Source organism: Segatella copri, from assembly GCF_003465495.1.
Classification (GTDB): Bacteria; Bacteroidota; Bacteroidia; order Bacteroidales; family Bacteroidaceae; genus Prevotella; species Prevotella copri_G.
In genome coordinates, this window is sequence record NZ_QSAV01000006.1 from 1 (window position 1) to 25,100 (window position 25,100).

General features: G+C 44.9%; 18 protein-coding genes. 14 read left to right on the plus strand and 4 right to left on the minus strand.

Annotated elements, in window-relative coordinates:
• The 8 genes from DWV53_RS02610 to DWV53_RS02645 all read left to right on the plus strand — a co-directional run.
• The coding region (locus DWV53_RS02610; protein WP_220431996.1) for a starch-binding protein at positions 1 to 2,535 on the plus strand (2,535 nt) is incomplete at its 5' end.
• Positions 2,536 to 2,759: 224 nt separating this feature from the next.
• Positions 2,760 to 6,371 (plus strand): isoleucine--tRNA ligase, encoded by a 3,612-nt coding sequence (gene ileS, locus DWV53_RS02615; protein WP_118151485.1) that lies wholly within the window; start codon positions 2,760 to 2,762, stop codon positions 6,369 to 6,371.
• Between the two features lie 111 nt (positions 6,372 to 6,482).
• Positions 6,483 to 6,866 (plus strand): TraR/DksA family transcriptional regulator, encoded by a 384-nt coding sequence (locus DWV53_RS02620; protein ID WP_022120972.1) that lies wholly within the window; start codon positions 6,483 to 6,485, stop codon positions 6,864 to 6,866.
• 3 nt (positions 6,867 to 6,869) lie between these two features.
• On the plus strand, positions 6,870 to 7,586 hold the full coding sequence (locus DWV53_RS02625) for a lipoprotein signal peptidase (protein ID WP_118151487.1): 717 nt from the start codon (positions 6,870 to 6,872) through the stop codon (positions 7,584 to 7,586).
• Between the two features lie 2 nt (positions 7,587 to 7,588).
• Positions 7,589 to 8,548, plus strand: a complete 960-nt coding sequence (locus DWV53_RS02630) for a DUF4296 domain-containing protein (RefSeq protein WP_118085799.1) — start codon at positions 7,589 to 7,591, stop codon at positions 8,546 to 8,548.
• A gap of 16 nt (positions 8,549 to 8,564) precedes the next feature.
• Positions 8,565 to 8,789 (plus strand): hypothetical protein, encoded by a 225-nt coding sequence (locus tag DWV53_RS02635; protein ID WP_117586629.1) that lies wholly within the window; start codon positions 8,565 to 8,567, stop codon positions 8,787 to 8,789.
• Between the two features lie 17 nt (positions 8,790 to 8,806).
• Positions 8,807 to 9,658, plus strand: a complete 852-nt coding sequence (gene nadC / locus DWV53_RS02640) for a carboxylating nicotinate-nucleotide diphosphorylase (protein WP_118151489.1) — start codon at positions 8,807 to 8,809, stop codon at positions 9,656 to 9,658.
• Between the two features lie 102 nt (positions 9,659 to 9,760).
• The gene (locus tag DWV53_RS02645; protein ID WP_437181741.1) at positions 9,761 to 11,395 is read left to right on the plus strand and encodes a dipeptidase; all 1,635 of its coding nucleotides are present in this window, start codon (positions 9,761 to 9,763) and stop codon (positions 11,393 to 11,395) included.
• 128 nt (positions 11,396 to 11,523) lie between these two features.
• Here DWV53_RS02645 and DWV53_RS02650 read toward each other — a convergent pair whose 3' ends face one another.
• The 4 genes from DWV53_RS02650 to DWV53_RS02665 all read right to left on the minus strand — a co-directional run bounded on the left by DWV53_RS02650 (position 11,524) and on the right by DWV53_RS02665 (position 16,251).
• Positions 11,524 to 12,084, minus strand: a complete 561-nt coding sequence (locus DWV53_RS02650; RefSeq protein WP_117586627.1) for an NADH peroxidase — start codon at positions 12,082 to 12,084, stop codon at positions 11,524 to 11,526.
• Between the two features lie 44 nt (positions 12,085 to 12,128).
• On the minus strand, positions 12,129 to 12,578 hold the full coding sequence (locus tag DWV53_RS02655; protein ID WP_117586626.1) for a Fur family transcriptional regulator: 450 nt from the start codon (positions 12,576 to 12,578) through the stop codon (positions 12,129 to 12,131).
• 272 nt (positions 12,579 to 12,850) lie between these two features.
• Positions 12,851 to 13,450, minus strand: a complete 600-nt coding sequence (locus tag DWV53_RS02660; RefSeq protein WP_118151493.1) for a LolA-like putative outer membrane lipoprotein chaperone — start codon at positions 13,448 to 13,450, stop codon at positions 12,851 to 12,853.
• A gap of 173 nt (positions 13,451 to 13,623) precedes the next feature.
• Positions 13,624 to 16,251, minus strand: coding sequence for an FtsK/SpoIIIE family DNA translocase (locus DWV53_RS02665; RefSeq protein ID WP_118080496.1), 2,628 nt, complete (start codon positions 16,249 to 16,251; stop codon positions 13,624 to 13,626).
• A gap of 110 nt (positions 16,252 to 16,361) precedes the next feature.
• On the opposite strand from DWV53_RS02665, the gene DWV53_RS02670 reads away from it, so the two are divergent.
• From DWV53_RS02670 to DWV53_RS02695, 6 genes are all read left to right on the plus strand, one after another.
• On the plus strand, positions 16,362 to 16,982 hold the full coding sequence (locus DWV53_RS02670) for a 3'-5' exonuclease (RefSeq protein ID WP_118080498.1): 621 nt from the start codon (positions 16,362 to 16,364) through the stop codon (positions 16,980 to 16,982).
• A 56-nt stretch (positions 16,983 to 17,038) separates the two neighbouring features.
• Positions 17,039 to 18,220, plus strand: a complete 1,182-nt coding sequence (locus DWV53_RS02675; RefSeq protein ID WP_118080500.1) for a class I SAM-dependent rRNA methyltransferase — start codon at positions 17,039 to 17,041, stop codon at positions 18,218 to 18,220.
• Between the two features lie 21 nt (positions 18,221 to 18,241).
• A complete protein-coding gene (locus tag DWV53_RS02680; RefSeq protein WP_118151495.1) occupies positions 18,242 to 19,153 on the plus strand; it encodes an ABC transporter substrate-binding protein in 912 nt (303 codons plus the stop codon).
• A gap of 58 nt (positions 19,154 to 19,211) precedes the next feature.
• A complete protein-coding gene (locus tag DWV53_RS02685) occupies positions 19,212 to 21,632 on the plus strand; it encodes a hypothetical protein (RefSeq protein ID WP_118151497.1) in 2,421 nt (806 codons plus the stop codon).
• Positions 21,633 to 21,634: 2 nt separating this feature from the next.
• Complete coding sequence (gene dnaB, locus DWV53_RS02690) at positions 21,635 to 23,134, plus strand: replicative DNA helicase (protein ID WP_022120959.1); 1,500 nt, start codon at positions 21,635 to 21,637, stop codon at positions 23,132 to 23,134.
• Between the two features lie 456 nt (positions 23,135 to 23,590).
• Positions 23,591 to 25,093 carry a 2-isopropylmalate synthase gene (locus tag DWV53_RS02695; RefSeq protein ID WP_022120958.1) on the plus strand — a complete coding sequence of 501 codons (1,503 nt, stop codon included), beginning with the start codon at positions 23,591 to 23,593 and terminating at the stop codon, positions 25,091 to 25,093.
• Positions 25,094 to 25,100 lie beyond the last annotated feature (7 nt).

The following is a 25,100-nucleotide window of genomic DNA, read 5'->3' on the forward strand; positions in this document are numbered from 1 at the left end:
AAAACTTTTGGAGGGCAGCGCAATTTAATGCGTTTGCCCTGTCACATCTCACGACTCACTTTCAATCATCAGTTTGTTCCACAGTTTGCAGCCCTCGGTGAGAAATACAAAGACAAGCGCATCAATCAGGCACCTTTCTTTATGTATGGTGAGGTTTGTACCCGTGGTCACGAAGCAACCTATAGAGGTCAGGCTAATCTTTCTTGCTACTTCTATACATGGAAGTCTGATGAGTCTTTGATGAATCAGTGGGATGGAAGCCAAAGCTTCTGGGACGCTCAGGTATTGCCAGAGGGTTCTGGTCCTATCGGTCCTCAGGCACTCTGCGGTAAGGAATCATTTGGTGACAAGAAGAGCGAAAATGCCAAGATGATCAATGGCGCATGGCATGAGCCAGACTATTCTGAGGCAAGTGGTTTCAATGTCATCGACTTCCCAATGCACTATAGCTACAATACAGCAAGTGATGCATTCCGTCTTTCAAAGGAAGACGAACTCTATAATGACGCTACATATAATGTAGTATATGTTGACAGCCATGACTACAGTCCAGGTCCAAACGATCTCAACCGTTTCGGTGGTACAGATGCTCAGTGGGCTGAGAACCTCTCTCTCTTGTTTACCTTCCGTGGTATTCCATGTATCTACTATGGTTCTGAGGTTGGTTTCCGTCGTGGTGTAAGAATCGACCCAGGTCCTAACGGTCCTCTTTCTGAAACTGGTCGTGCTTACTTCGGTGGTTATATCACAGGTGATGTAACAGCAACAGACTTCGGTGAGTATAAGGCTACAGGTAACGTAGCTGCTACTTTGAATCACGATGTAGCTCAGCACCTCATCCGTCTGAACAAGATCCGTCAGGCTGTGCCTGCTCTCCGTAAGGGTCAGTGGACAACAGATGGTTGTAAGGCAACAGGTAAGAATGGTATAGCTTTCAAGCGTGCTACTAAGGATTGCTATGCGCTCGTAGCCCTCAATGGTGGTGCTACCTTCACAGATTGCCCAGCTGGTACTTATACCGACGTGGTAACTGGTAAGACTTATGAAGGTCCTTCTATTGATGTTGAAGCTCCTGCTACTCAGGGTCAGCTCCGTGTTCTCGTAAAGGACTGGAAGGGTGGTAAGATCGGTGAGGATGGTGCTTTCATCTACGATACTACAGCTAAGTCTCTGGACGGTCAAGACTATGATGGTAAAGAGGAGGCTGGTACAATTTGGAACGAGCAGGGTCCTATTCAGCCAGCAAGCGTTTCATTCTCACAGGCTGGTGGTTCATTCCGTACTGAGACTATTAACCTGACAGTTACTCTCTCTGAAGACGCTAAGTCTGGTTGGTATCAGATACAAGGTCAGGATAAGGTGAACTTGACTCCTGGTGTGAGTGAGAACCTTACCATTGGCGACGGTATGAACTTTGGCGACACCAAGACTATTGAGTGGAGCGCAGAGGCCCAGGACGGTAAAGTAAAGAGCGGTAGCTTGACCTTTAAGAAGGTAGATCCTAATGCTTCTATCACGGTTTACGTACAGGCAGAAAATGCTCCTTTTATCTATGCTTGGTCAAAAGGTTCTTCTGTTAAGAAATTGACAGGCGATTGGCCTGGTACAAAGATGACAGAGTCTGAAGAAATCAATGGCGAAAAGTACTGGACTTGCGCTTTTGATGGCGTAGATAACTTCAATGTCATCTTGAATAATAATAGCGGTGCACAGTCTGGTGACATCACTGGTATCACAGGTGATATCTACCTGAAGTATGACGGCGGTGCAAATGCTCAGAAGATTGACGCTCCTGTCAATACTGCAGCCAAGGTTACTTTGAGTCCTAATGGTGGTGACTTCGAGAAGACTGTTACCGTAGCAGCCACACTGAGCAGCAATGCCAAGAGCGGTTGGTATAAGATTGGTAATGGTGAGCAGATCGCTCTTACCCCTGGTAAGGCTGCTACATTCACACTCGGTGCTGACATGATGGAAGGCGAGAGCAAAACTGTAACTTGGAGCGCAACTAATGCTGACAATGAAACCAAGACTGGTTCTGCAACCTTCAACAAGATTAAAGAGGTAGTTGTTCCTACTCCAACAGGTATCTTCGCTTACTTCCTCGCTCCTTCAGATTGGAGTCAGGTAGATTGCTGGGCTTGGAATAATACAGACAACTTTACCGGTGGTAACTGGCCAGGTGTAAGCTGTACCAAGACTAACATGAAGAAGAATGGTCTTGATGTTTGGATGTGGAAGTATGATGGCGATTTGACAACTGCTCCTACCATGATCATCTTCAGCAACGGCAGTGGTCAGCAGACAAAGGATTTGGAATTCGAAAACGGTGCAGTTTATAACTTTGCCGGTAAGACCAATGAGTCTGTCTCAACAGGTATCAACCAGGTAGGTAGCAAGATGGCTCCTGCTAAGTTGAAGATTTACTCTATCAATGGTGTGAAGGTAGCCGAAGTAAACAAGGTTTCTGATGCAGAATACGTTCTGGCTCCAGGTATGTATATCTGCAATGGCAAGAAGTTTGTTATCAAGTAGTCAATGGTTAGCCGCCATTACTTTTAGAAACATTTAGTTTATCATATTTCATTTATTTTAGGTTTAAGTACTCCTAAATGACTTGAAAAGAGCAATTTTTCAGTCATTTAGGAGTCTTTTTTGTATATATAAGTAGAAAATATATTAAAGATTTTGGGTAAACCCTTTTTTTTTTGTAACTTTGCGCCCAAAAGTAAAAACAATATAAAAATAAAATAGATAATATGGCTAAGAAATTTGCCGAGCACAACGGTCTGAATTTGACTCAGACAAACAATGACGTACTAGCAGCGTGGGAGAAAAATGATATCTTCCACAAGTCTATCGACGAGCGTGAAGGCTGCCCTCAGTTTATCTTCTTCGAGGGACCTCCATCAGCTAATGGCCACCCGGGTATTCACCACGTGTTGGCACGTAGTATCAAGGATACATTCAACAGATACAAGACCATGAAGGGTTTCCAGGTTCACCGCAAGGCGGGATGGGATACCCACGGACTCCCTGTTGAACTCGGTGTCGAGAAGGAACTCGGCATCACCAAGAAGGATATCGACAACAAGGCTTCAGAGAAGTATATCTCTACAGAGGATTACAACCACAAGTGCCGCGAGAACGTGATGAAGTTCACCGCTGAGTGGCGCGAGTTGACCGAGAAGATGGGTTACTTCGTAGATCTCGATCATCCTTATATCACCTACGATAACAAGTATATCGAGACTCTCTGGTGGCTCCTCAAGCAGCTCTACAACAAGGGCCTGCTCTACAAGGGTTATACCATCCAGCCATATTCTCCAGGCGCAGGTACAGGCTTGAGCTCTCACGAGTTGAACCAGCCTGGCTGCTATCGCGACGTGAAGGACCTCACCACCACAGCCCAGTTCCTCATCAAGGATCCTAAGGCAGAGTGGACCAAGTGGGGCAAGCCTTACTTCATCGCATGGACCACTACACCTTGGACTCTGCCATCAAACGTGGCTCTCTGTGTAGGTCCTAAGATTGACTATGTAGCCATCGAGACCTACAACCTCTACAATGGCGAGCCTATGACACTCGTGATGGCTGAGGCTCTGGTAGGTTCATATCTGAAGGCAGACCAGGAGTGCAAGGAAGGCGATCTCCTGCCATTCGACAAGGAGAAGAAGCAGTGCCCATGGCGCATTATCGACCACATGAAGGGTACAGACCTCGAAGGCATGCACTACGAGCAGCTCCTGCCATGGGTAAAGCCATGCGAGAAGGTTGATCTCTTCGCACCGGCTTTCGTAACAGAATATGCTGCTGCTCATCCTGAGAAGGTGTTCGCTTCTGAGGATGGTCGCGATCAGTTCGTCGAGATGGAGAGTGAGGCTTTCCGTGTAATCCTCGGCGACTACGTTACTACCGATGACGGTACTGGTATCGTGCACATCGCTCCTACATTCGGTGCCGATGATGCCAAGGTGGCTAAGGATGCCAACATCCCAGCCCTCTACCTTATTAATAAGAAGGGTGAGACCCGCCCAATGGTTGACCTCCAGGGTAAGTTCTATCTCATCGAAGACCTCGATGACAACTTCGTAAGCGCTTGCGTCAACAAGGAGGCATACGCTCATCACGCAGGCGACTACGTGAAGAATGCCTACGACCCACAGTTTAATGTGGATGGTGTCTGGGACAAGAAGGCTTCTGAAAAGGCTGAAGACCTGAACATCGTGCTCTGCTACGAGTTGAAGCAGGAGGGTAAGGCTTTCAAGAGCGAGAAGCACGTGCACAACTATCCTCACTGCTGGCGTACCGACAAGCCTATCCTCTACTACCCATTGGATAGCTGGTTTATCAAGGATACCGCTCGCAAGGAGCGCATGGTAGAATTGAACAAGACCATCAACTGGCAGCCTGAGAGCACCGGTACTGGCCGTTTCGGCAACTGGCTCGAGAATCTGAACGACTGGAACCTTTCACGTTCCCGCTTCTGGGGTACTCCATTGCCAATCTGGCGTGACGAGAATCGTGGCGAGAAGTGTATCGGCAGTCTTGAGGAACTCTATGCTGAAATCGAGAAGTCTGTGGTTGCCGGTATCATGCAGAGCAACCCATTGAAGGAGAATGGTTTCGTTCCTGGCGACTACAGTCAGGAGAACTATGATAAGATTGACCTCCACCGTCCATACGTTGACAAGATTGTATTGGTTAACGAGGAGGGCAAGCCAATGTATCGTGAGAGCGACCTCATCGACGTTTGGTTCGATTCAGGTTCAATGCCTTACGCCCAGCTCCACTACCCATTCGAGGGTGAGATGGCCCGTGGCACAGAGGCAGACCGCGATGCACTCATCCACAGCACCTACGAGGGATATGCTATTCCTCCTAAGTTCTATCCAGCCGACTTCATCAACGAGGGCGTGGATCAGACCCGTGGATGGTTCTTCACCCTGCACGCCATCGCTACCATGGTATTCGATAGCGTAGCCTTCAAGAATGTAATCTCTTCTGGTCTCGTTCTTGATGCTAAGGGTAACAAGATGAGTAAGCACGTGGGTAACGTGACTAACCCATTCGAGATGATTGACAAGTATGGTGCCGATCCTGTTCGTTTCTATATGATGACCAACAGCGAGCCTTGGGACAACCTCAAGTTCGACCCTAATGGTGTGGACGAGACCCGTCGTAAGTTCTTCGGTACCTTATATAATACCTACAGCTTCTTCGCCCTCTATGCTAATGTAGATGGTTTCGATGCTGAGGCTGCTCAGGTGCCATTTGAGAAGCGCCCAGAGATTGACCGCTGGATTCTCTCTTCACTCAATACCCTCATCAAGGGCGTTGACAGAGAGTTGGCTGGCTATGATCCAACCCGCGCAGGTCGTCTCATCGATGCTTTCGTCAACGATGACCTCTCTAACTGGTACGTTCGTCTGAACCGTAAACGTTTCTGGGGTAAGGAGATGAGCGAGGATAAGCTGAGTGCTTACCAGACTCTCTATACCTGCCTGATGACAGTGGCTAAGCTGCTGGCACCATTCGCTCCATTCTATGCAGACGAGTTGTATCACGACTTGGGCGGCGAGTTGGAGAGCGTACATCTCGACAAGTTCCCTGTAGCAGATGAAGCTGCTATCGATGCCGACCTGGAGGAACGTATGGCCATCGCCCAGAAGATTACTTCTATGGTATTGGCATTGCGCCGCAAGGTGAACATCAAGGTGCGTCAGCCACTCCAGCAGATCATGATTCCTGCAGTAGATGATGTACAGAAGGCACACATCGAGGCAGTAGCCGGACTGTTGAAGAACGAGGTGAACGTGAAGGAGGTTAACTTCATTGAGGGTCAGGGCATTCTCGTTAAGAAGGTGAAGTGTAACTTTAGAGTGATGGGTAAGAAGTTCGGCAAGCTGATGAAGGGTGTTGCTGCCCAGATGTCAGCGCTCGATCAGGACCAGATTGCAGCCTTTGAGAAGGCAGGCAACATCACATTGAATATCGACGGACAGGAAGCCGTGGTAGAGGTAGCCGACGTGGAGATTATCTCTGAGGATATTCCAGGATGGCTCGTATCTAACGAGGGCAATCTGACCGTAGCGCTTGAAGTAGAGTTGACCCCAGAATTGAAGAAGGAGGGTATGGCTCGTGAGTTGATCAACCGTATCCAGAACCTCCGCAAGGAGACAGGTCTGGAGATTACCGACCGCATCAACGTAACTGTGGCTCCTAATGAGGAGACTGACGCAGCCATCGAGGCATTCGCCGACTACATCAAGGGTCAGGTATTGGCAGACAGTATCGAAATCGGCGACAACGCAGGTGTTGAGACCGAGTTTGATGACTTTAAGTTGAACATTCTCGTAGAGAAGAATTAAATAGTTAGGAGTTAGGAGTTAGAAGTTAGGAGCATTTCCAAACTGCTTGCTTCTAACTTTCTAGCCCTTATTCCCTAAAAACATTAACAAATAACATAATAGATAACATCTATGGCTAACGAAAAACTACGTTATAGCGATCAGGAGCTCGAGGAGTTTCGCGCTATCATTGATGAGAAATTGAAGGTGGCAAAGCAGACTTATCATGATTGTATGGCTCAGCTGAACCACTCAGACAGTAATGATGTGGTAGATACATCACCAACCTACAAGGCTCTTGAAGAGGGTAGTGAAGCACAAAGCAAGGAAGAAATCATCCAGATGGCTCAGCGTCAGCAGAAGTTCATCAAGGGATTGGAAGCAGCTTTGGTTCGTATCCAGAACAAGACCTATGGTATTGACCGCGAAACAGGTGAGTTGATTCCTAAGGAGCGTTTGCGTGCTGTACCTCATGCCACTTTGAGTGTAGCTTCTAAGGAGGCTAGAAAAAAGTAATAAATGGAGAAAACAAGTAAAATTAAATACGGATGGCTCGTCACGGCAATGGTGGTTGTGCTTCTTGTTATCGATCAGATTATCAAGGTGTACATCAAGACCCATTTTTGCCTTGGCGAGTCTGTTCGTGTTACTGATTGGTTTTATATCGAATTTGTAGAGAACAACGGAATGGCTTGGGGTATGTCGTTTATCGGTAAGTTCTGGCTAAGTCTGTTGCGCCTGGTAGCCATCTGTGCGTTGAGCATTTATCTGCATCGCATCATTAAGTGTGGTACCTATCGCTTGTTATACATCATTTTGGTGGCGCTGGTTCTGACGGGTGCAATCGGCAATATGATTGATTCCATCTTCTACGGACTTATCTTTACCGGTGCTTCACCTTATTATGTATCTTATCTTGTGCCTTTCGGCGAGGGGTATGCACCCGTGCTCATGGGCAAGGTGGTTGATATGTTCCGCTTTCCGTTCTTTACATATACATGGCCTGAATGGTTCCCTTTCTGGGGTGGACAGCATGGTACATTCTTCGATCCTGTATTCAATTTTGCAGATTCCTGTGTATCAGTCGGCATTATTTCTCTCTTGCTTTTCTGTAGAAAAGAACTGGAAGCTCTCGGAGGTGGTGATAAGGAGAAGAAGGTTAAAGATTCCTCTTTTATTGAAACTGCTGAAGAAAAGATAAAGTCTCAATCTCAAGAAAATAAGGAGGACAAGTAATCATGAAGAAAGCTTTTCTTTATCTCTGTTGGATAGTAACCTTTTGTGCAGCCTTTGCTTCTTGCAAGCCTTCGCTGCCAAGAGATGTGCTCTCTAAAGGAAAGATGACGGATATTCTCTTCGATTATCACATCGCTCTTGCTATGGCGCAGAACGAAGACGGTGGTAGTGAGAAGAATAGTCTGGCTTATCGCGAGGCTGTACTGAAGAAACATGATGTCACCTCGGCAGACTTCGACAGTTCGATGGTTTATTATATGCGCCATACAGAATTGCTGCATGATGTGTATAAGGATTTGGCTGAAAGATTGGATAAAGAGGTGGTTGCATTGGGTGGAAACAGTACAGGAAATAGTGATTTTGACAATCTTACTGCTGTTGGCGATACTGCCAATATCTGGAAGGATGCTACTTCGATGGTATTCTCGCCTGATGAGGGCTTCAACAGTCGCAGTTTTAAAATTGAAGCTGATACTGCTTTCCATAAGGGTGACCGGTTCCGTCTTGATTTCGAATCGCAGTTTATCTTCCAGGATGGTATGCGTGATGGTATCGCTTTGCTGGCTGTTCAGTTCAAGAACGATAGTGTGGCACAGACTGTAATTCATATTCAGAGTGCTCAGCACTATAGTGTAGAACTCGCTGATAATGATAGCCTTGGAATCAAATGTATAAAGGGGTACTTTATGTTGAATGAGGGTGGCTTCAGTTCTGATGCCGGTTCTTTGACGACTCTTAAACTGATGTTTGTCAATAAGATTCGTCTCATCCGTATGCATCCTAAAAAGGTGGCACCGGTTTCTTCTTCTGCAGCATCTTCTGATTCGGCAAAAGTAGATACTGCTCGTAAGACCCGTATACCAGGTCCGAGTGTTCCAGCGCGTCCGGATGGAGCTTTGGCGCCTCCGACCAGTGCACCGGTTTCTATGCCTGATAAACCTATTCAGATGACGAGTAATTAGTCTGGATGTTTAAGATATGGCTGAAATGAGGAGATGCGGAGCCCATCAGGTGATATTGCCGGATGGCTCGATATTGCAGCAGGCTGTGGTAGAAATACAAGAGGGCAGGGTGGTGAACTACTTCGAGTTTCGCGAGGAGTTGCCGATGACCGAATGGTTAGGCGGCGAAATCCGGGTGGAACGCGATGAGGAAGGCATCCTTCGTGCCCTGTGGAACGGAAAAGTAATCAATAAACATTAAACATAAACATTAATAATATGTTAAGCGTAGATCAATTAGAAGACAAGTTGATAGACTTGGCATTTGCTGAGGATATCGGTGATGGCGACCACACAACTTTGTGTTGTATCCCAGAAGACGCCATGGGTAAGAGCCACTTGCTTATCAAGGAAGATGGCGTGTTGGCTGGTGTTGAAATGGCAAAGAAGGTATTTGCCCGTTTCGATCCTACCATGAAGGTAGAAGTGTTGCTTCAGGATGGAACCCATGTTAAGAAGGGTGACATTGCAATGGTTGTAGAGGGTAAGACCCGTTCTTTGCTCCAGACAGAGCGTTTGATGCTCAATATCATGCAGCGTATGAGTGGCATTGCTACCATGACTGCTAAGTATGTAAAGCGTCTTGAGGGTACAAAGACTCATATCCTTGATACCCGTAAGACAACTCCAGGTCTTCGTATGTTGGAGAAGCAGGCTGTGAAGATTGGTGGTGGTATGAACCATCGCATTGGTCTTTTTGATATGATTCTCTTGAAAGATAACCATATCGATTTTGCTGGTGGTATCGATAACGCTATCGACCGTTGCCATGCTTATCTGAAGGAGAAGGGCCTCGACCTAAAGATTGAAATCGAGGTTCGCAGTTTCGATGAACTTGACCAGGTATTGAAGCATGGTGGTGTAAATCGTATCATGCTCGATAACTTCTCTGTGCCTGATACTAAGAAGGCAGTAGACATCATCGCAGGTAAGTATGAGACTGAGTCTTCTGGCGGTATCACTTACGATACCATCCGCGATTATGCAGAGCAGGGAGTTGATTTCATCTCAGTTGGTGCCTTGACACATAGTGTGAAGGGCTTGGATATGAGTTTCAAGGCTTGCGAATAAGTGAAGAATGAAGAGGGAAGAGTGAAGAATTCAAATGCTCTTCTCTTTTTGTATATATAAATTAAGGTATATTTTATGAATAAGATTTTTGCTTCTGCCTTGATGGCTGTGGCTATGTTGGGCAGTGTCTCTGAGGCTGAGGCATGTACCAACTTTATAGTAGGGAAAAAAGCATCGGTTGATGGATCTGTGATGTGTTCATATAGTGCCGATGACTATGGTATGTTCCAAAATCTCTGTCATTTTCCTGCCGGTAAGCATGCTAAGGGCGAGATGCGTAAGATTTACGATTGGGATACCAATAAATATCATGGTGAGATTCCGGAGGCTGCCGAGACTTATAATGTGATTGGCAATATCAATGAATGGCAGGTCACCATCGGTGAAACTACTTATGGTGGACGTGAGGAGATGGCTGATTCTACAGGTATCATGGACTATGGTTCACTCATTTATGTTGCCCTGCAGCGTAGTAAGACTGCCCGTGAGGCTATCAAAGTGATGACAACCATCGCCAATACTTACGGCTATAATTCAGAAGGCGAGACCTTTACCATCTGTGATCCGAACGAAGCTTGGATTATGGAGATGATGGGCAAGGGACCAGGTTCTAAGGGCGTGGTTTGGGTAGCTCTCCGTATTCCTGATAATGCAGTTTGTGCACATGCTAACCAGAGTCGCATCGGCAAGTTCAATATGAAGGACAAGAAAAACGTGATGTATGCCAAGGATGTCGTTTCTTTTGCTCGTAGTAAGGGATGGTATCAGGGCAAGGATGCTGATTTCTCATGGAAAATGGCATATGCTAAGCCTGATTTCTCAGGACGTCGTTTCTGCGATGCTCGTGCTTGGGCTCTTTTGAATCATTTCTATGATATGAGTCCTTATCTTGATTGGGCTTTGGGCAAGGATCCTAATGCGAAGGATATGCCTCTCTGGGTGGTTCCAAACAAGAAGGTGAGTGTTGCTGATGTTGAGGCTTGCATGCGTGACCATTATGAGGGTACACCTCTTTCTGTTGCTGATGGCACTGATATCGGGGGTGGTATCTGGCAGATGCCTTACAGGCCAACTCCATTGATGTTTAAGGTGGATGGAAAGCAGTGCTTCAACGAACGACCGGTCAGCACCCAGCAGAGTGGTTTTGTTTTTGTTAGCCAGATGCGTTCATGGATGCCTAGAGAGATTGGCGGTGTTCTTTGGTTTGGTAATGATGATGCCAATATGGTAGCGTTCACACCAATCTACTGTTCTTCTACAGTTCGTCCTGAGTGTTATAACACACCGGGAGCAGATGCAGTGAATTTCAGTTTCAAGAATGCTTACTGGGTGTGCAATATGACCAGCAATATGGTTTATCCTCGTTACAGCCAGATGTTCCCAACTTTGAAGGAGGTTCGTGATAGTCTGGATAACAGCTATTTTGCTGCACAGCCAGGTGTTGAGGCTAAGGCTCAGGAACTGTATGCACAGGATCCACAGGCTGCTGTCAAGTATCTCAATAATTATGGTATTGAGAAGGCACAGCAGATGTTGGCGCGTTGGCAACAGCTCTTCCAGTTTATGGTAGTGAAGTATAATGACATGATTATCAAGCCAACCAAAAAAGATGGCAGTTTCGAGAAGACTCCTTATGGATTAGGTGCAACCCCAGTTCGTACTGGGTATCCTGAGAAATATGCCAAGGAACTTATTAAGCAAACAGGAGACAAGTTCCTGGTTCCTGAAACAAAGTAACAATATTTATCATCACATAAAGAAAGCCGATTCAAGTATATTACTATACAAGAATCGGCTTTCCTGTTTTCTTGACTTACAATACTAAATAGTATTATAATTTTTAAAGTTACGTCTTTTAAAATCTATTACTTGAAGTATCTCTTGTAGAGACCTGCAAAACCTGCACAGTGGCGGGCTTCATCCTTAGCCATCTCATGAACGGTATCGTGGATAGCATCTGAACCCTGCTCCTTAGCAAGCTTGGCAATGCGGAACTTATCCTCACAAGCACCCTTCTCTGCTGCAATACGAGCCTCGAGATTGCTCTTGGTATCACCCAAAACCTCACCGAGAAGTTCTGCAAAACGAGAAGCGTGATCAGCCTCCTCATAGGCATAACGTTTGTAAGCCTCTGCAATTTCAGGATAGCCTTCACGATCTGCCTGGCGTGCCATAGCAAGATACATACCTACCTCGCCACACTCACCATTGAAATGGTCCTTCAAACCCTTGATAACGTCTTCATTAACGCTATCCTTAAATGCCTGACCGAGAACGTGAACGGTAGCAAATGTCATATCGTCATCTACTGCATCTTCCATCTCTTTGAACTTGCTGGCTGGAGCCTTGCAGATAGGGCACTTCTCAGGTGCTTCTGTACCTTCGTAAATGTAACCGCAAACGGTGCAAATAAACTTTTTCTTCATAATGCTTTTGTTTTAAAGTTGTTGTATAATTATTGTCTTTTGAATTAATGAACAGTCTCTGTGAGAGGTGACTTTACGCCTTTTTTAGCGCATTCTGTACAGATTCCTCTGTAGTAGAGCTGTTCTTCCAATACGATGTTTCCTTCAATTTCCTTTCCTGGTTCCACTGTTGGAGCAGGTTCGCCGAAAAAGTCAATTACCTTGCCACAATTTCTGCAATAGAAGTGAACGTGGCTTTTAATATTTCCATCATAACACACGCGATGTTCATCGATTGTGATCATTTGAGCCGCATTGTGCTCACTCAACATTCTGAGTGTATTGTAAACGGTTGTCTTGCTCAATGTTGGGATACTTTCAGCTAATCCTTTGTACACATCCTCGATAGTTGGATGAGTGGGATGATTAATAAGCCAATCCATGATGGCAATACGCTGGAGTGATGGTCGGATACCTTTCTCCACGAGTCTTTGATAGGCTTCTGTCTGCTTCATAATTACTTGTTGTTATAATTTCTTGTTGCAAAGATAAGCAATTCTTTTGTATCCGCCAAATATTTTTGCAAAAATTCCAAAGTATTTTTGAATATTTTACAATTGCATAGTTGTTTTAAGATTTGTTGTGCAAAAAGGTAGATCCTATGATTCGCTTTTGGAAATTATTGATACTAAAACCCTTTTGGAAAAAGTAATTCCCCGTCACGCTACCGGAGGGTTGTGGCGGGGAATCTTATTTGAAAATAAACTTTATACGATATTTCAGGCGATTATCTCAGGTCGATGACTTCAGCTCCTGGACATTCCTTGCTGTTGAAATTGAATGTGCTGTTAGAAACGCTCTTGGCTCTGAAGTTACTTACCGTGATGGTACTCCAGGTATTGCCCTGTCGCATCTTGACAACTGATGGAATATGTGTCTTTTTGTTGATGGTGATATACATTTCGGCTACAGAACGTTTCTGGTTATTGGCAACGAGATGTATTACATAGTTACTGCCTGCTGTCTTGAGCGTTGACTTATAACCAGTCTTATATATATTAATAAAGGTATAAGGGTTCATGGACATCTGCTGAGCCTGTGTAGGGTTGCTGACATTCACCTCGTTGGTTTTCTTTAGATAAGTCCACTGGGTCTTGCCGTTGAACCAGACGATGGCTTGCGGGGTACGGGCGTTAAACTTGTTGCCTTTGATGGCAATACTGCCGCTTGCTGATCCATACTTAGAGCTGCTCATCTTGAAGTTGGCGCTAGCTCCACCTTTGTTGCCAATAACGGCAGCGGTCTTATCAAGTACCTGTTGCGCAGTCTGCGCCATGGCTCCGATGCTCATCATTGCAACGAAAGTCAATGCTAAAATCTTTTTCATTTTTATCTTTTCCTTTCTTTTAAAATTCTATGTTATATCTTCTAAAATTTCATACTCTATCATAAAGCCGTAAAAACGTCTTTTCTCTCTTAGACGTTTTCACGGCTTCAGGGTTTAATAATTTAACCTTTTCCAATATTATCTTCTTTCATACCCTTAGTTATTTACTAAAATTAAGAGTTTCGAAGTGCCATTAACAGATTATTAAGCTGGTTTTCATCCTGTATCAGTACCTCACGAGGCTTGCTGCCCTGTGCTGCACCTACGATGCCTGCAGCTTCCATCTGGTCCATTAATCGTCCTGCACGGTTATAGCCGATACTGAACCGGCGCTGGATCATGCTGGTAGAACCCTGCTGTGAAAGAACAATCGCATGGGCTGCCTCTTCGAAGAACGGATCCAGTTCGCGGGCACTGATGCTGCCGCTTCCACCTGCGCTTCCTTCATCATTAGCTGGTTCTGGCAACTCCATAGGTTCGATAGGGCCAGGCTGTTCGCAGATATACTCGTTGATGCGCTCGATTTCAGGTGTATCAACAAAGGCACACTGTACACGTACAGGTTCGTTGCCGCAGAGATAGAGCATATCACCACGACCAATCAGCTGGTTGGCTCCTGTACGGTCAAGAATGGTCTTTGAGTCGATGGCAGATGTAACCTTAAAGGCGATACGGCCAGGGAAGTTAGCCTTGATATTACCCGTGATGATGCTGGTTGTAGGACGCTGGGTGGCAATAATCATGTGGATACCCACGGCACGTGCCAGCTGGGCGATACGGGCAATAGGAAGTTCTACTTCTTTGCCGGCTGTCATGATCAGATCACCGAACTCATCTATAATCACCACGATGTATGGCATATACTCATGTCCATCTGTCAACTTCAACTTGTGGTTGATATACTTCTGGTTGTATTCTTTGATGTTGCGTGCTCCTGCCTTTTTGAGCAAGTCGTAACGGCTATCCATCAGTACACACAGACTGTTCAGGGTTCTAACCACCTTGGTTACGTCGGTTATGATAGGTTCTTCCTCATCAGGAACCGCAGCCATAAACTTATTGGCAATACGGGAGTAGACGCTAAACTCCACCTTCTTAGGGTCGATGAGAACCAGTTTGAGTTCGTTTGGATGTTTCTTGTATAATAAAGAAGTAATAATGGCATTCAAACCTACAGATTTACCCTGTCCGGTAGCACCCGCAACAAGCAGGTGAGGAATCTTTGCCAAATCAACCATAAACACTTCGTTGGTAATGGTCTTACCCAAAGCGATAGGTAACTCCATCTTGGTTTCCTGGAATTTCTTTGAGTTTAAAGTACTTTCCATACTAACGATGTTCGCCTTTGCGTTAGGTACCTCAATACCGATGGTTCCCTTACCTGGGATAGGAGCGATGATACGGATGCCGAGAGCTGCCAGACTCAAGGCGATGTCATCTTCCAGATTCTTGATCTTAGAGATACGTACGCCTTCTGCAGGCTGGATTTCGTAGAGTGTGATGGTAGGACCAACCGTAGCACGGATGGTTTTGATCTGTACGCCAAAGTTGCCCAGCACCTCGATGATGCGGTTTTTGTTGGCGCGCTGCTCTTCCTCATCGATGGATACGCCGTCATCCTCATACTTCTTCAGAAGGTTGAGTACCGGATATTTATATCTGGTGAACGGCTCCTTCGGATTGATCGGAGTATTCAGTACTTCTGCATTGCTCAAGGTGTTGCCTGTAGCCTTCTCGTCGGCTGTGGCTACAGAGATGTCCATACCTATATGCTCAGAAGCTGCAGCAGCCTCGGCAGCTTGCTTTTCCAATGCTTCCTGTTCAGCCCGTTTTGTACGGAGTTCGCGCTGACGTGCAATGAATGACATATTCTCGTTCTGCGTGCCGTTGGCTATAGCGATGGTTTCATCTTTGTCAGTATCACCTTCTGTTCCTGTAGCTTCCTGTCCGTCTGCCTCTGACTCAACAGACGTAGAAGGTGTGTCCGGGTTTGCGAAAGTCTGGTCCGGATCCAGATTCAGGTCGATGACTTTGGCAGGTTCTTCTTCCTTATATTCTTCTTTCTCATCCTCTGTGCCAGGACCATATGCTGCGTTGGCGTATACCTCGTCGATAGCTTCCGTATCTTTCCTGTTCTTTCCATGGTTAGTAATCTCAAATTTCACCTTATTTGATATATAACCGATAGGGTTGAGTGCTTTTCTGATAACCGTAATAGTTTCAGTGGTGAGATAGGTGAGGAATGCTACCGCCACGAAGAAAAGAATGGCAGTAAGTCCTGGAGGCCCCATGATGTTCTCCAGATTCTGCACGACAAAGAGTCCGTGCTTTCCGCCCGGATTGAAGATGAGGCTTGGCATGATAGGTGCGATGAACTTGGCAAAGGTTACCGACATCCATAGTATGATCACAATCATGCAGAAGAACCATTTCCACAGGTTCAGCTTGTAGGCATGCATCATCTGTAATCCCACCATGATGACAAAGAATGGGAGCAAGAAGGCTGGAAATCCGAAATTGATGACAATGAGCCAATAGGATACAATGGCTCCCCAGGATCCGCAGTAGTTCTGAAACTGTTTTTCCGTGTTGGTCCATTCGCCCGGCTTCAGATTTTCGAGCAAACTCTGGTCATTGGCTCCTGTGTTGAGAAAGGAGATCATAGCGATGATGATAACCACAGCAATGACTACCAAGGCTAATCCTATGAAAAAGTCAGTGATAGTATTGTTGAAAATATACTGTAAACCAATAGCTTCGCTAAAGGTTTTGGTCTTTTTTTCAGTTCTTTTTTTAGCCATTTTATATATTTTTGAATAATTTATCTGCAAAATTAGCGAAAATAATTGAGAAAACAATTCTTTTTCTCATCTTTTTTTTCTAATTTTGCAACTTGTAAAGAATAAAAAGTATAATGAAGATTATTTTCACTAGTTTCGACAAGGCGGCAATCACGAATTTGCCAAGAGCTTTGTTTCCTGGCAAAATCGTAGTCGTTGACAAGCCTGAAGATACAGAAGCGGCTGTTAATGACCTACTTAGCCATTATATACTGGGCGTGGATACTGAAACGCGCCCATCATTCAAGCGTGGTCAGGCTTACCATGTTTCGTTGTTGCAGGTGAGTACACATGATACATGTTATCTCTTCCGCCTGCATCATACGGGCATGACTCCTGCCATCATTCGCTTGCTCGAAGATACCACCGTGCCAAAAGTAGGACTTTCCTGGCACGATGACTTGCTGCAGCTCCATAAGCGAGCTGCTTTTAAGGCTGGTTACTTTATCGAGTTGCAGGATGTTGCAAAGAACTTTGGTATCGCAGACATGAGTCTGCAGAAACTGTATGCTAACCTGTTTCACCAGAAAATCAGCAAGGCGCAACGGTTGAGCAATTGGGAGGCTAGCGATTTGAAGGAATCGCAGGCTCTCTATGCAGCTACAGATGCCTGGTGCTGCATTAATCTGTATGAGGAATTTAAGCGTTTGTCTACTACAGGCGATTACGAGCTCGATGAACTCAGGGTATGATATAAGGTGGTAAGGAATAGAAATTGATAATCGTAAGAAACTTCATATATAAAAATATGTATAAAAGCGTATATTTAAAGAAAGGTAAGGAAGAATCGCTCAAGCGTTTTCATCCATGGATCTTCTCGGGTGCTATCCAGACAATGGATGAGGGCATAGAGGAGGGCGACATTGTGAGAGTGTTTACCCGTAGTGGTGAATTCATTGCTATAGGTCATTATCAGATCGGTTCTATCGCTGTACGTGTTCTTTCTTTTAGAGATATTGAGATTGATGAGGAGTACTGGTGTGCCAGATTGGATTCGGCATATAAGATGAGACTCGCTTTGGGTATTGCCGGTAATTCATCCAATACTACTTATCGCTTGGTCCATGGTGAGGGCGATAACTTGCCGGGACTTGTTATCGACTGCTATGGTCCTACTGCTGTCATGCAGGCTCACAGTGTGGGTATGCATGTTTGCCGCATGGAGATAGCCAAAGCTTTGAAGAAGGTGATGGGCGAAGCGCTGGAGAATATCTACTATAAGAGTGAGACAACCTTACCATATAAGGCTGACCTCAGACAGGAAAATGGCTTTATACTGGGAGGTGATGCTGACGATGTTGCTGTAGAGAATGGACTGAAATTCCATATCGACTGGTTGCGTGGTCAGAAAACGGGTTTCTTCGTAGATCAGCGTGAGAACCGTTCGCTGCTCGAGCATTATGCCAAGGGTAAGAGCGTGCTCAACATGTTCTGCTATACCGGCGGTTTTTCTGTTTATGCGATGAGAGGCGAGGCTAAGGCTGTTCACTCCGTAGACAGCAGTGCCAAGGCGATAGAATTGACCAATGAGAATATTGCGCTCAATTTCCCTGAAGATGCACGCCATGAGGCTATCTGCGAAGATGCCTTCAAGTATCTTGATGAACATGACCAGCAGTATGATCTGATAGTTCTTGATCCTCCTGCTTTTGCCAAGCACCGTGCGGCTTTACGCAATGCGTTGAAGGGCTATACCCGCCTGAACGTAAAGGGCTTGCAGCGTATTAAGAAGGGCGGCATCCTTTTTACCTTCAGTTGCTCTCAGGTGGTTACGAAGGATCAGTTCCGCAATGCTGTGTTTACTGCTGCAGCGCAGGCTGGAAGAAAGGTTCGCATCTTGCACCAGTTGCACCAGCCTGCCGACCATCCTATCAATATTTATCATCCGGAAGGTGAATATTTGAAGGGATTGGTTCTCTATGTAGAATAACAAATGATTAAAGGATAGATAATGAATAAGTTCAAAACGTTTACAGCCTTGATGCTCTTGCTGGCTATAGGATTTGCAGGATGTGGCAAGTCGGAAGCAGAACGTCATCGTTTGAGCAAGAAGGAAAAGGCTAGATTGGATAGCCTAGACCGTGCTGCGCTGAAGATAGCGGTGATGCCAACAATGGACTGCCTGCCAATCTTTCTGGCATGTGATGACAGTATCTTCCAGCAGCAAGGTGTAGACGTACATTTGCGTAGATATACTGCACAAATGGATTGTGATACTGCTATCGAGCGCAAGCGCGTAGAGGGAGCCGTGACCGATCTGATTCGTGCTCATCATATAGAGAAACGGGGTACTGCTTTGGCGTACCCTATTTCTACCAATCTTTATTGGCAGTTTATCACCAATAAGCGTTCGCGTATATCCGAACTGAAACAACTGTCAGATAAGATGGTGGCAATGACCCGCTACTCTGCAACTGATTATCTGGCTACTTTAGCAATCGATAGCGGTAAGCCTAAATATGATGCTTATAAGGTTCAAATCAACGATTTGAACATCCGTCTGCATATGTTGCTTAACAACGAGATGGATGCCATGTTGCTGCCAGAACCTCAAGCTACCAAAGCCCGACTTGAACAGCATGTAAAACTCTTTGACAGCAGGGATAAGAACTTGCAGTTGGGTGTTGTTGCTTTCCGCAAGAAAATACTTTCAGAACAGCGCCGTAAAGACCAGGTTGCCAAGTTTATCAAGGCGTATAATATTGCTGTTGATAGCATAAACAGTCGTGGGGTACAGCATTATGCAAGTATCATCACAAAATATACGGGTGCCGATGCTAAAACCATCAGTAATCTTCCAAAACTTAAATATGAACACGCTATGGAACCAAGACGTCGTGACCTGGCTGTAGCACAAAAATAAGCGGCTTATGAAAAGAGAAGATTTTAGCTGGACAAAGTTTTCGCATGAAAATGTCACTATGATATCCAGAATAGAGGCAATTCGCAAGATAATTGACCAGGAAGTGGGTTTGGAGCCATGTCTGTCTGGAATAGCGGAAATTGAACAAAGATATGATGCTTTATATCATGATTATATAGATGGCAAACTTAAACATCGGGAACTTTATGATCTTGCTTCAGATTTGGATATGGATATAGACAAGCTCTATAGTAAAATGCGCCACGAATGGATTTTGGCTAATGAGTCTACATTTGTTGCACTTCGCAAAAGAGCTCAGAATCTGACAAGTTTTGATGAGGTACAGGAAACCTTTGAAAAATTTGCTACAGATGAAGCTATGCTAAATTTGAGGGTAGACTTGTCTGAAGAACAGATAGACGAGGAAAGACAAAAGATACAAGAGCAGCTTAATGCCTATCGCAATATGGTGTTTTCTTATATTTTGACAACTGGTGAATGGAATGATGATTTTGTCAAGGATATTCTTGATATCATCGCTTCTGATTTGGTAGATCCATACACCATCAATATGATAGTTTCGGCTGTTTCATTGTCATGCTCTGTATTCATGGATGCCCCTAGACTTGCAGTCTTGATGCGCTTAATCAAGTCTGACGACAGTACTTGCAGTGTTCGCCAGCGAGCTTTGGTGGGTTTTGTTTTCTCTGCAATAACCAATTCGGGTGAAAAACAGAAATATTGGGATTCTGCTGCTGGTTTGATCATGGATGATGAATTTTTGGCAGCCTGTGTTGATCTCCAACGCCAGATGCGTCTATGTCTTACAAGTAAAAAGGATAGCAAGGAGATGATGCATTCCGTGGTGAAGACCATGCTCACTTCTTTTACTCAGGATTTGGCCGAAAAGATAGACCAAACGGGTGAATTGGGACTTAATTGCTTCTCTGCAGATGGGGAGAATCCTGATGATGCCCTTAAGGGAGCCTTCGACTATATGTTGAATTCAGAAGATATAGGAGTTGATGTCTATTATCATCAGTTTGCCAACCAGAAGAGCTTCGGTCATTTCCATTCACTCTATAATTGGTTTGTTCCTTTCTATGTCCGTAATTCTACGCTCAAGAATGTTCGGGTTACGATGAAACAGCATCGCAATTTCATCAACAATCTCTTGAGAGGTGCCTCTATGTGTGATACCGATCTGTATAGCATCATTCTTTCATTGAATAATGCATCTAAGGAATTTATTGAATCATTGGATGTTGCTCCGGAAAATATGGTGTCTGGTCCTGTTTTTTATGACGAAGAAGATGAGGTGGAAAAAGAGCAGAATACCGAAGAGCCAGTAGAGGATGAGACTGATTCTACAGAAGCAAAGGATTCTGAAAATGTCACACTGCTTGATTCGGTAATGGAACATGAAGAGAATCTCTCTGAAGAGGAAAAGAAGAAACGTGCAATCAGGGTTCGTCATCGCTATGTGCAGGACCTCTACCGATTCTATACTCTCTCTCCGATGAGGAAGGCATTTGATAATCCTTTCGAAGTGCAGAAGGAAATTCCTTTCTTTACTACGGGACTGTTTGCTAAACCGGAATATGACAAGTATCGCCTGTCGCTGGCCCGTTTCTCTGCTAAAAGAGGTGACTATGCCTTTGTTAGCAAGATTTTGCGTAATCTGGAAAAATATACCGACGAAGAGCATATGATGCTTGCATTGGCATACAAATCGGAGGAAAAATATGATGAAGCGCTTGAACATCTCTATGTGATTAAGAATACAAGCCCAACTTATAAGGCTGCCACGGAGTTGAAATTAGAAATAGAAGAAGAGATAAAAGACCCGGCGGCTTTAATAACATTGAATTGCTTGATTAAAGAAGAATCAGATGAGAGTAAGCAGTTTAAGCTCAAGCTGAAAAAGACCGATCTCTTATTGAAACTCCATCATTATAAAGAGGCTTTGGAATGGGCTTTCCAGATGGATGAACAGTATCCTAAGGAAGAACAGGTTGAATGCAGACTGGCTTTCTCTTTGCTCTTTTCAGAATCGGAAGGCGATAAAAACATTGACCACGCAATGGCTTTAATAGAACCTTATCTGCAAAATAGTGATGATAATGAAATCAGGGATATATTGAATTCTGACATGACAGATATGGATAAGGATGAAAAGGAACGCATGTTCATGAAAATGTTATCTGCGATGGTGAGCAAAGTTTCCAAGCCACAAGACCACAGATGGGAGTCTATGAAATTTTTCTATTATGGACTCTGCGTTCTCGTGAAAAAGGGAGGAACTGCAGCTATCAGATTTTTGAATGAAGCATCTGGTCATGCAGCTTTTTCCCCTAAGGAAGATATAGATGCACTCGGCCTGCTCGAGATGGGAGATTGGCTCGATAATCGTGGTATTGCGCCTATAGAATTGGAATTTATAACAAAAAAAGTTTTCGAGGAAAGGAAAAAACAATAAAGATGGCGGAGAATAATAAAAATAAGAATAAGGTACAGATAGATCCAACCTACGCCCATTTGCAGCCGCAGGCTGTGAATGTGGAGCAGGCGGTACTGGGTGCCTTGATGATAGATTCTGATGCCTTTTCGGTGGTGTCGGAGTTGCTCAAGCCGGATACTTTTTATGACCCGCGTCATAAGAGAATATATCAGGCTATCCAGGTGATGAACATGGAGGAACGGCCTGTGGATATCATGACTCTTGCCGATCAGTTAGCCAAGACTGGCGAACTGGATAAGGTGGGAGGAGCACAATATCTCATGGATATTTCTGCAGGCATGGCTTCGGCTGCCCATGTAGAGTCGCATGCCCGTATCCTGGCGCAGAAATATATGCAGCGCCAGCTGATTCATTATGCCGGCGACATCGAGACGATGGCGTATGAAGAAGGTGTGGATGTGGATGAACTGATGCAGAAAGCTGAAGGTGAACTCTTCCAGCTTTCGCAGAACAATATGAAGCAGGATTATACACAGATTGATCCGGTTGTTAAGGAGGCCGTTGCCATCTTGCAGCGCGCTGCTCAGAACTCGGGTGGTCTTACCGGTATTCCTACGGGTTATCGTGGCTTGGATGATATGACATCAGGTTGGCAACCGTCCGACCTTGTGATTATCGCCGGTCGTCCTGCCATGGGTAAGACTTCCTTTGCATTGAGTATAGCTAAGAATGTGGCGGTAGATTATGATGTGCCTATCGGATTCTTCTCTCTGGAAATGAATAACGTTCAGTTGGTGAACCGACTCATCTCGAATGTTTGCGAGATTTCGGGTAAAAAAATACTGAACGGACAATTGGAACAGCCAGAATGGGAACGGTTGGATAAAAAACTGAGAAAACTGACAGGTGCACCTATTTATATTGATGATACGCCTGGTCTTTCTGTTTTCGAACTCCGTACCAAGGCGCGCCGACTGGTAAGGGAAAAGGGTGTTAAACTGTTGATGATCGACTATCTCCAGCTGATGAATGCCAATGGTATGAAGTTTGGCAGCCGTCAGGAGGAGGTATCTACCATCTCCCGTTCGCTCAAAGGTATTGCCAAAGAGCTGAATATTCCTGTGCTTGCTCTTTCGCAGCTCTCCCGTAATGTAGAGAACCGTGAGGGTTTGGAAGGAAAGCGACCTCAGTTGAGTGACCTCCGTGAATCCGGTGCCATCGAGCAGGATGCCGATATGGTGCTTTTCGTTCACCGCCCGGAATATTATCACATCTATCAGGATGAAAAGGGTAACGACCTTCATGGTATGGCACAGATTATCATTGCCAAGCACCGTAAGGGCTCTGTTGGAGATGTTCTCCTGAACTTCCGTGGAGAATTTACCCGATTCCAGGATCCGCAGGATGCTGCAGCAGCACCTGTCGAGGAAGGTGGTGAGATTGTAGGCTCTAGGATGAATGGCGGAGGGCAGGATGGTAGTCCGCTACCACCGCCGCCTGCAGAGAATCTGCCTTTCTAAGGTTAGAGTTTGTCAATTTTTTCACTCAAAAACTGGCTTTTTCGCCAAATTCTTGCACAGGATTAACGTTTTTGGGTAAAAAATCCATAAGATTATAGGAATTTGTTATCATTTCTATTAAAAAAGTTATAAATTGTTTGCTAGTATCAAATAAAAGTGTTACCTTTGCATGCGAATTTAAGAATATAACATAATGAGATAGATATGAGAACAACATCGTTGAACATTACAAGCATTATTATTCGACTTCGACTGCAGTTTGTGGGCGGAAGTGATAAGGTGTGCGTATAGTTCATCGCATAAGATATTAAAAGCCTTTCTACACTTCCGTCTATGGAGTGGGGGAAGGCTTTTTACTTTATCTGATGCTTTTGCACGGATTGCTATATAAACGTAGTGCGTTCTGAATGTGTAGCTCTTATATATAATAAGGTGTAAATTTAAAATTTTAAAGATATGAGTGACAGATTATACATTTTCGACACGACCCTCCGCGATGGCGAACAGGTTCCGGGATGTCAGTTGAACACAGTTGAGAAGATTCAGGTGGCAAAGCAACTGGAGCAGTTGGGCGTGGATGTAATTGAGGCTGGATTTCCTATATCAAGTCCGGGCGACTTCAATTCAGTGGTAGAAATCTCTAAGGCTGTAACCTGGCCTACTATTTGTGCACTTACCCGTGCCGTAGAAAAAGATATTGATTGTGCTGCTGAGGCTTTGCAGTATGCCAAGCATAAGAGAATCCATACCGGTATCGGTACCAGCGACAGTCATATCAAGTATAAGTTCAATTCTACCCGCGAGGAAATCATCGAACGTGCTGTAGCTGCTGTCAAGTATGCTAAAAAGTATGTTGAGGACGTAGAGTTCTATGCTGAGGATGCAGGCCGTACCGATAATGAGTATCTGGCTCGTGTCGTAGAGGCTGTTGTCAAGGCGGGTGCTACTGTAGTGAACATTCCTGATACTACAGGTTATTGTCTGCCTGATGAATATGGTGACAAAATCAAGTATCTCATGGAGCATGTTGATGGCATAGACAAGGCACGCCTTTCTACCCACTGTCATAATGACCTCGGTATGGCTACTGCCAATACTCTGCAGGGTGTTTTGAATGGTGCACGCCAGGTTGAGGTTACCATCAATGGTATCGGTGAGCGTGCAGGTAATACTTCGCTCGAAGAGATTGCCATGATTCTGAAGTGTCACAAGCATATCGATATTGATACCAACATCAATACCACCAAGATTATTCCTACCTCACGCATGGTGAGCAGCCTGATGAATATGCCTGTCCAGCCAAACAAGGCTATCGTGGGTCGCAATGCATTTGCTCATTCTTCCGGTATCCATCAGGATGGTGTCTTGAAGAATGTTCAGACTTACGAAATCATTGATCCTAAGGATGTGGGATTGGATGACAATGCTATCGTATTGACAGCCCGTTCTGGTCGTGCTGCATTGAAGTACCGTCTCCATGTCAATGGTGTAGAGATTAATGATGAGGAGAAGCTCGACAAGATTTACAAGAAGTTCCTCCAACTGGCTGATAAGAAGAAGGAAGTTACCGATGAGGATGTTTTGATGCTTGCCGGTGCTGATTCTGCTGATAAGCATGGTGTTCAGCTCGACTGGTTGCAGGTTACTACAGGTAAGGGCGTGAAGAGCGTGGCAAGTATCGGTCTTGATATTGCAGGTCAGAAGTTTGAGGCTGCATCATCTGGTAACGGTCCGGTAGATGCTGCTATCAATGCTCTCAAGAAGGTCATCACCAAGGAGATGAACCTCAAGGAGTTCACCATTCAGGCTATCGACAAGGGCTCTGATGATGTGGGCAAGGTTCACATGCAGGTAGAATACGATGGTCATGTATATTATGGCTTCGGTGCAGATACCGACATCGTTACGGCTTCTGTTGAGGCTTACATTGATTGTATTAACAAGTTTAAGATTAGATAAACATATA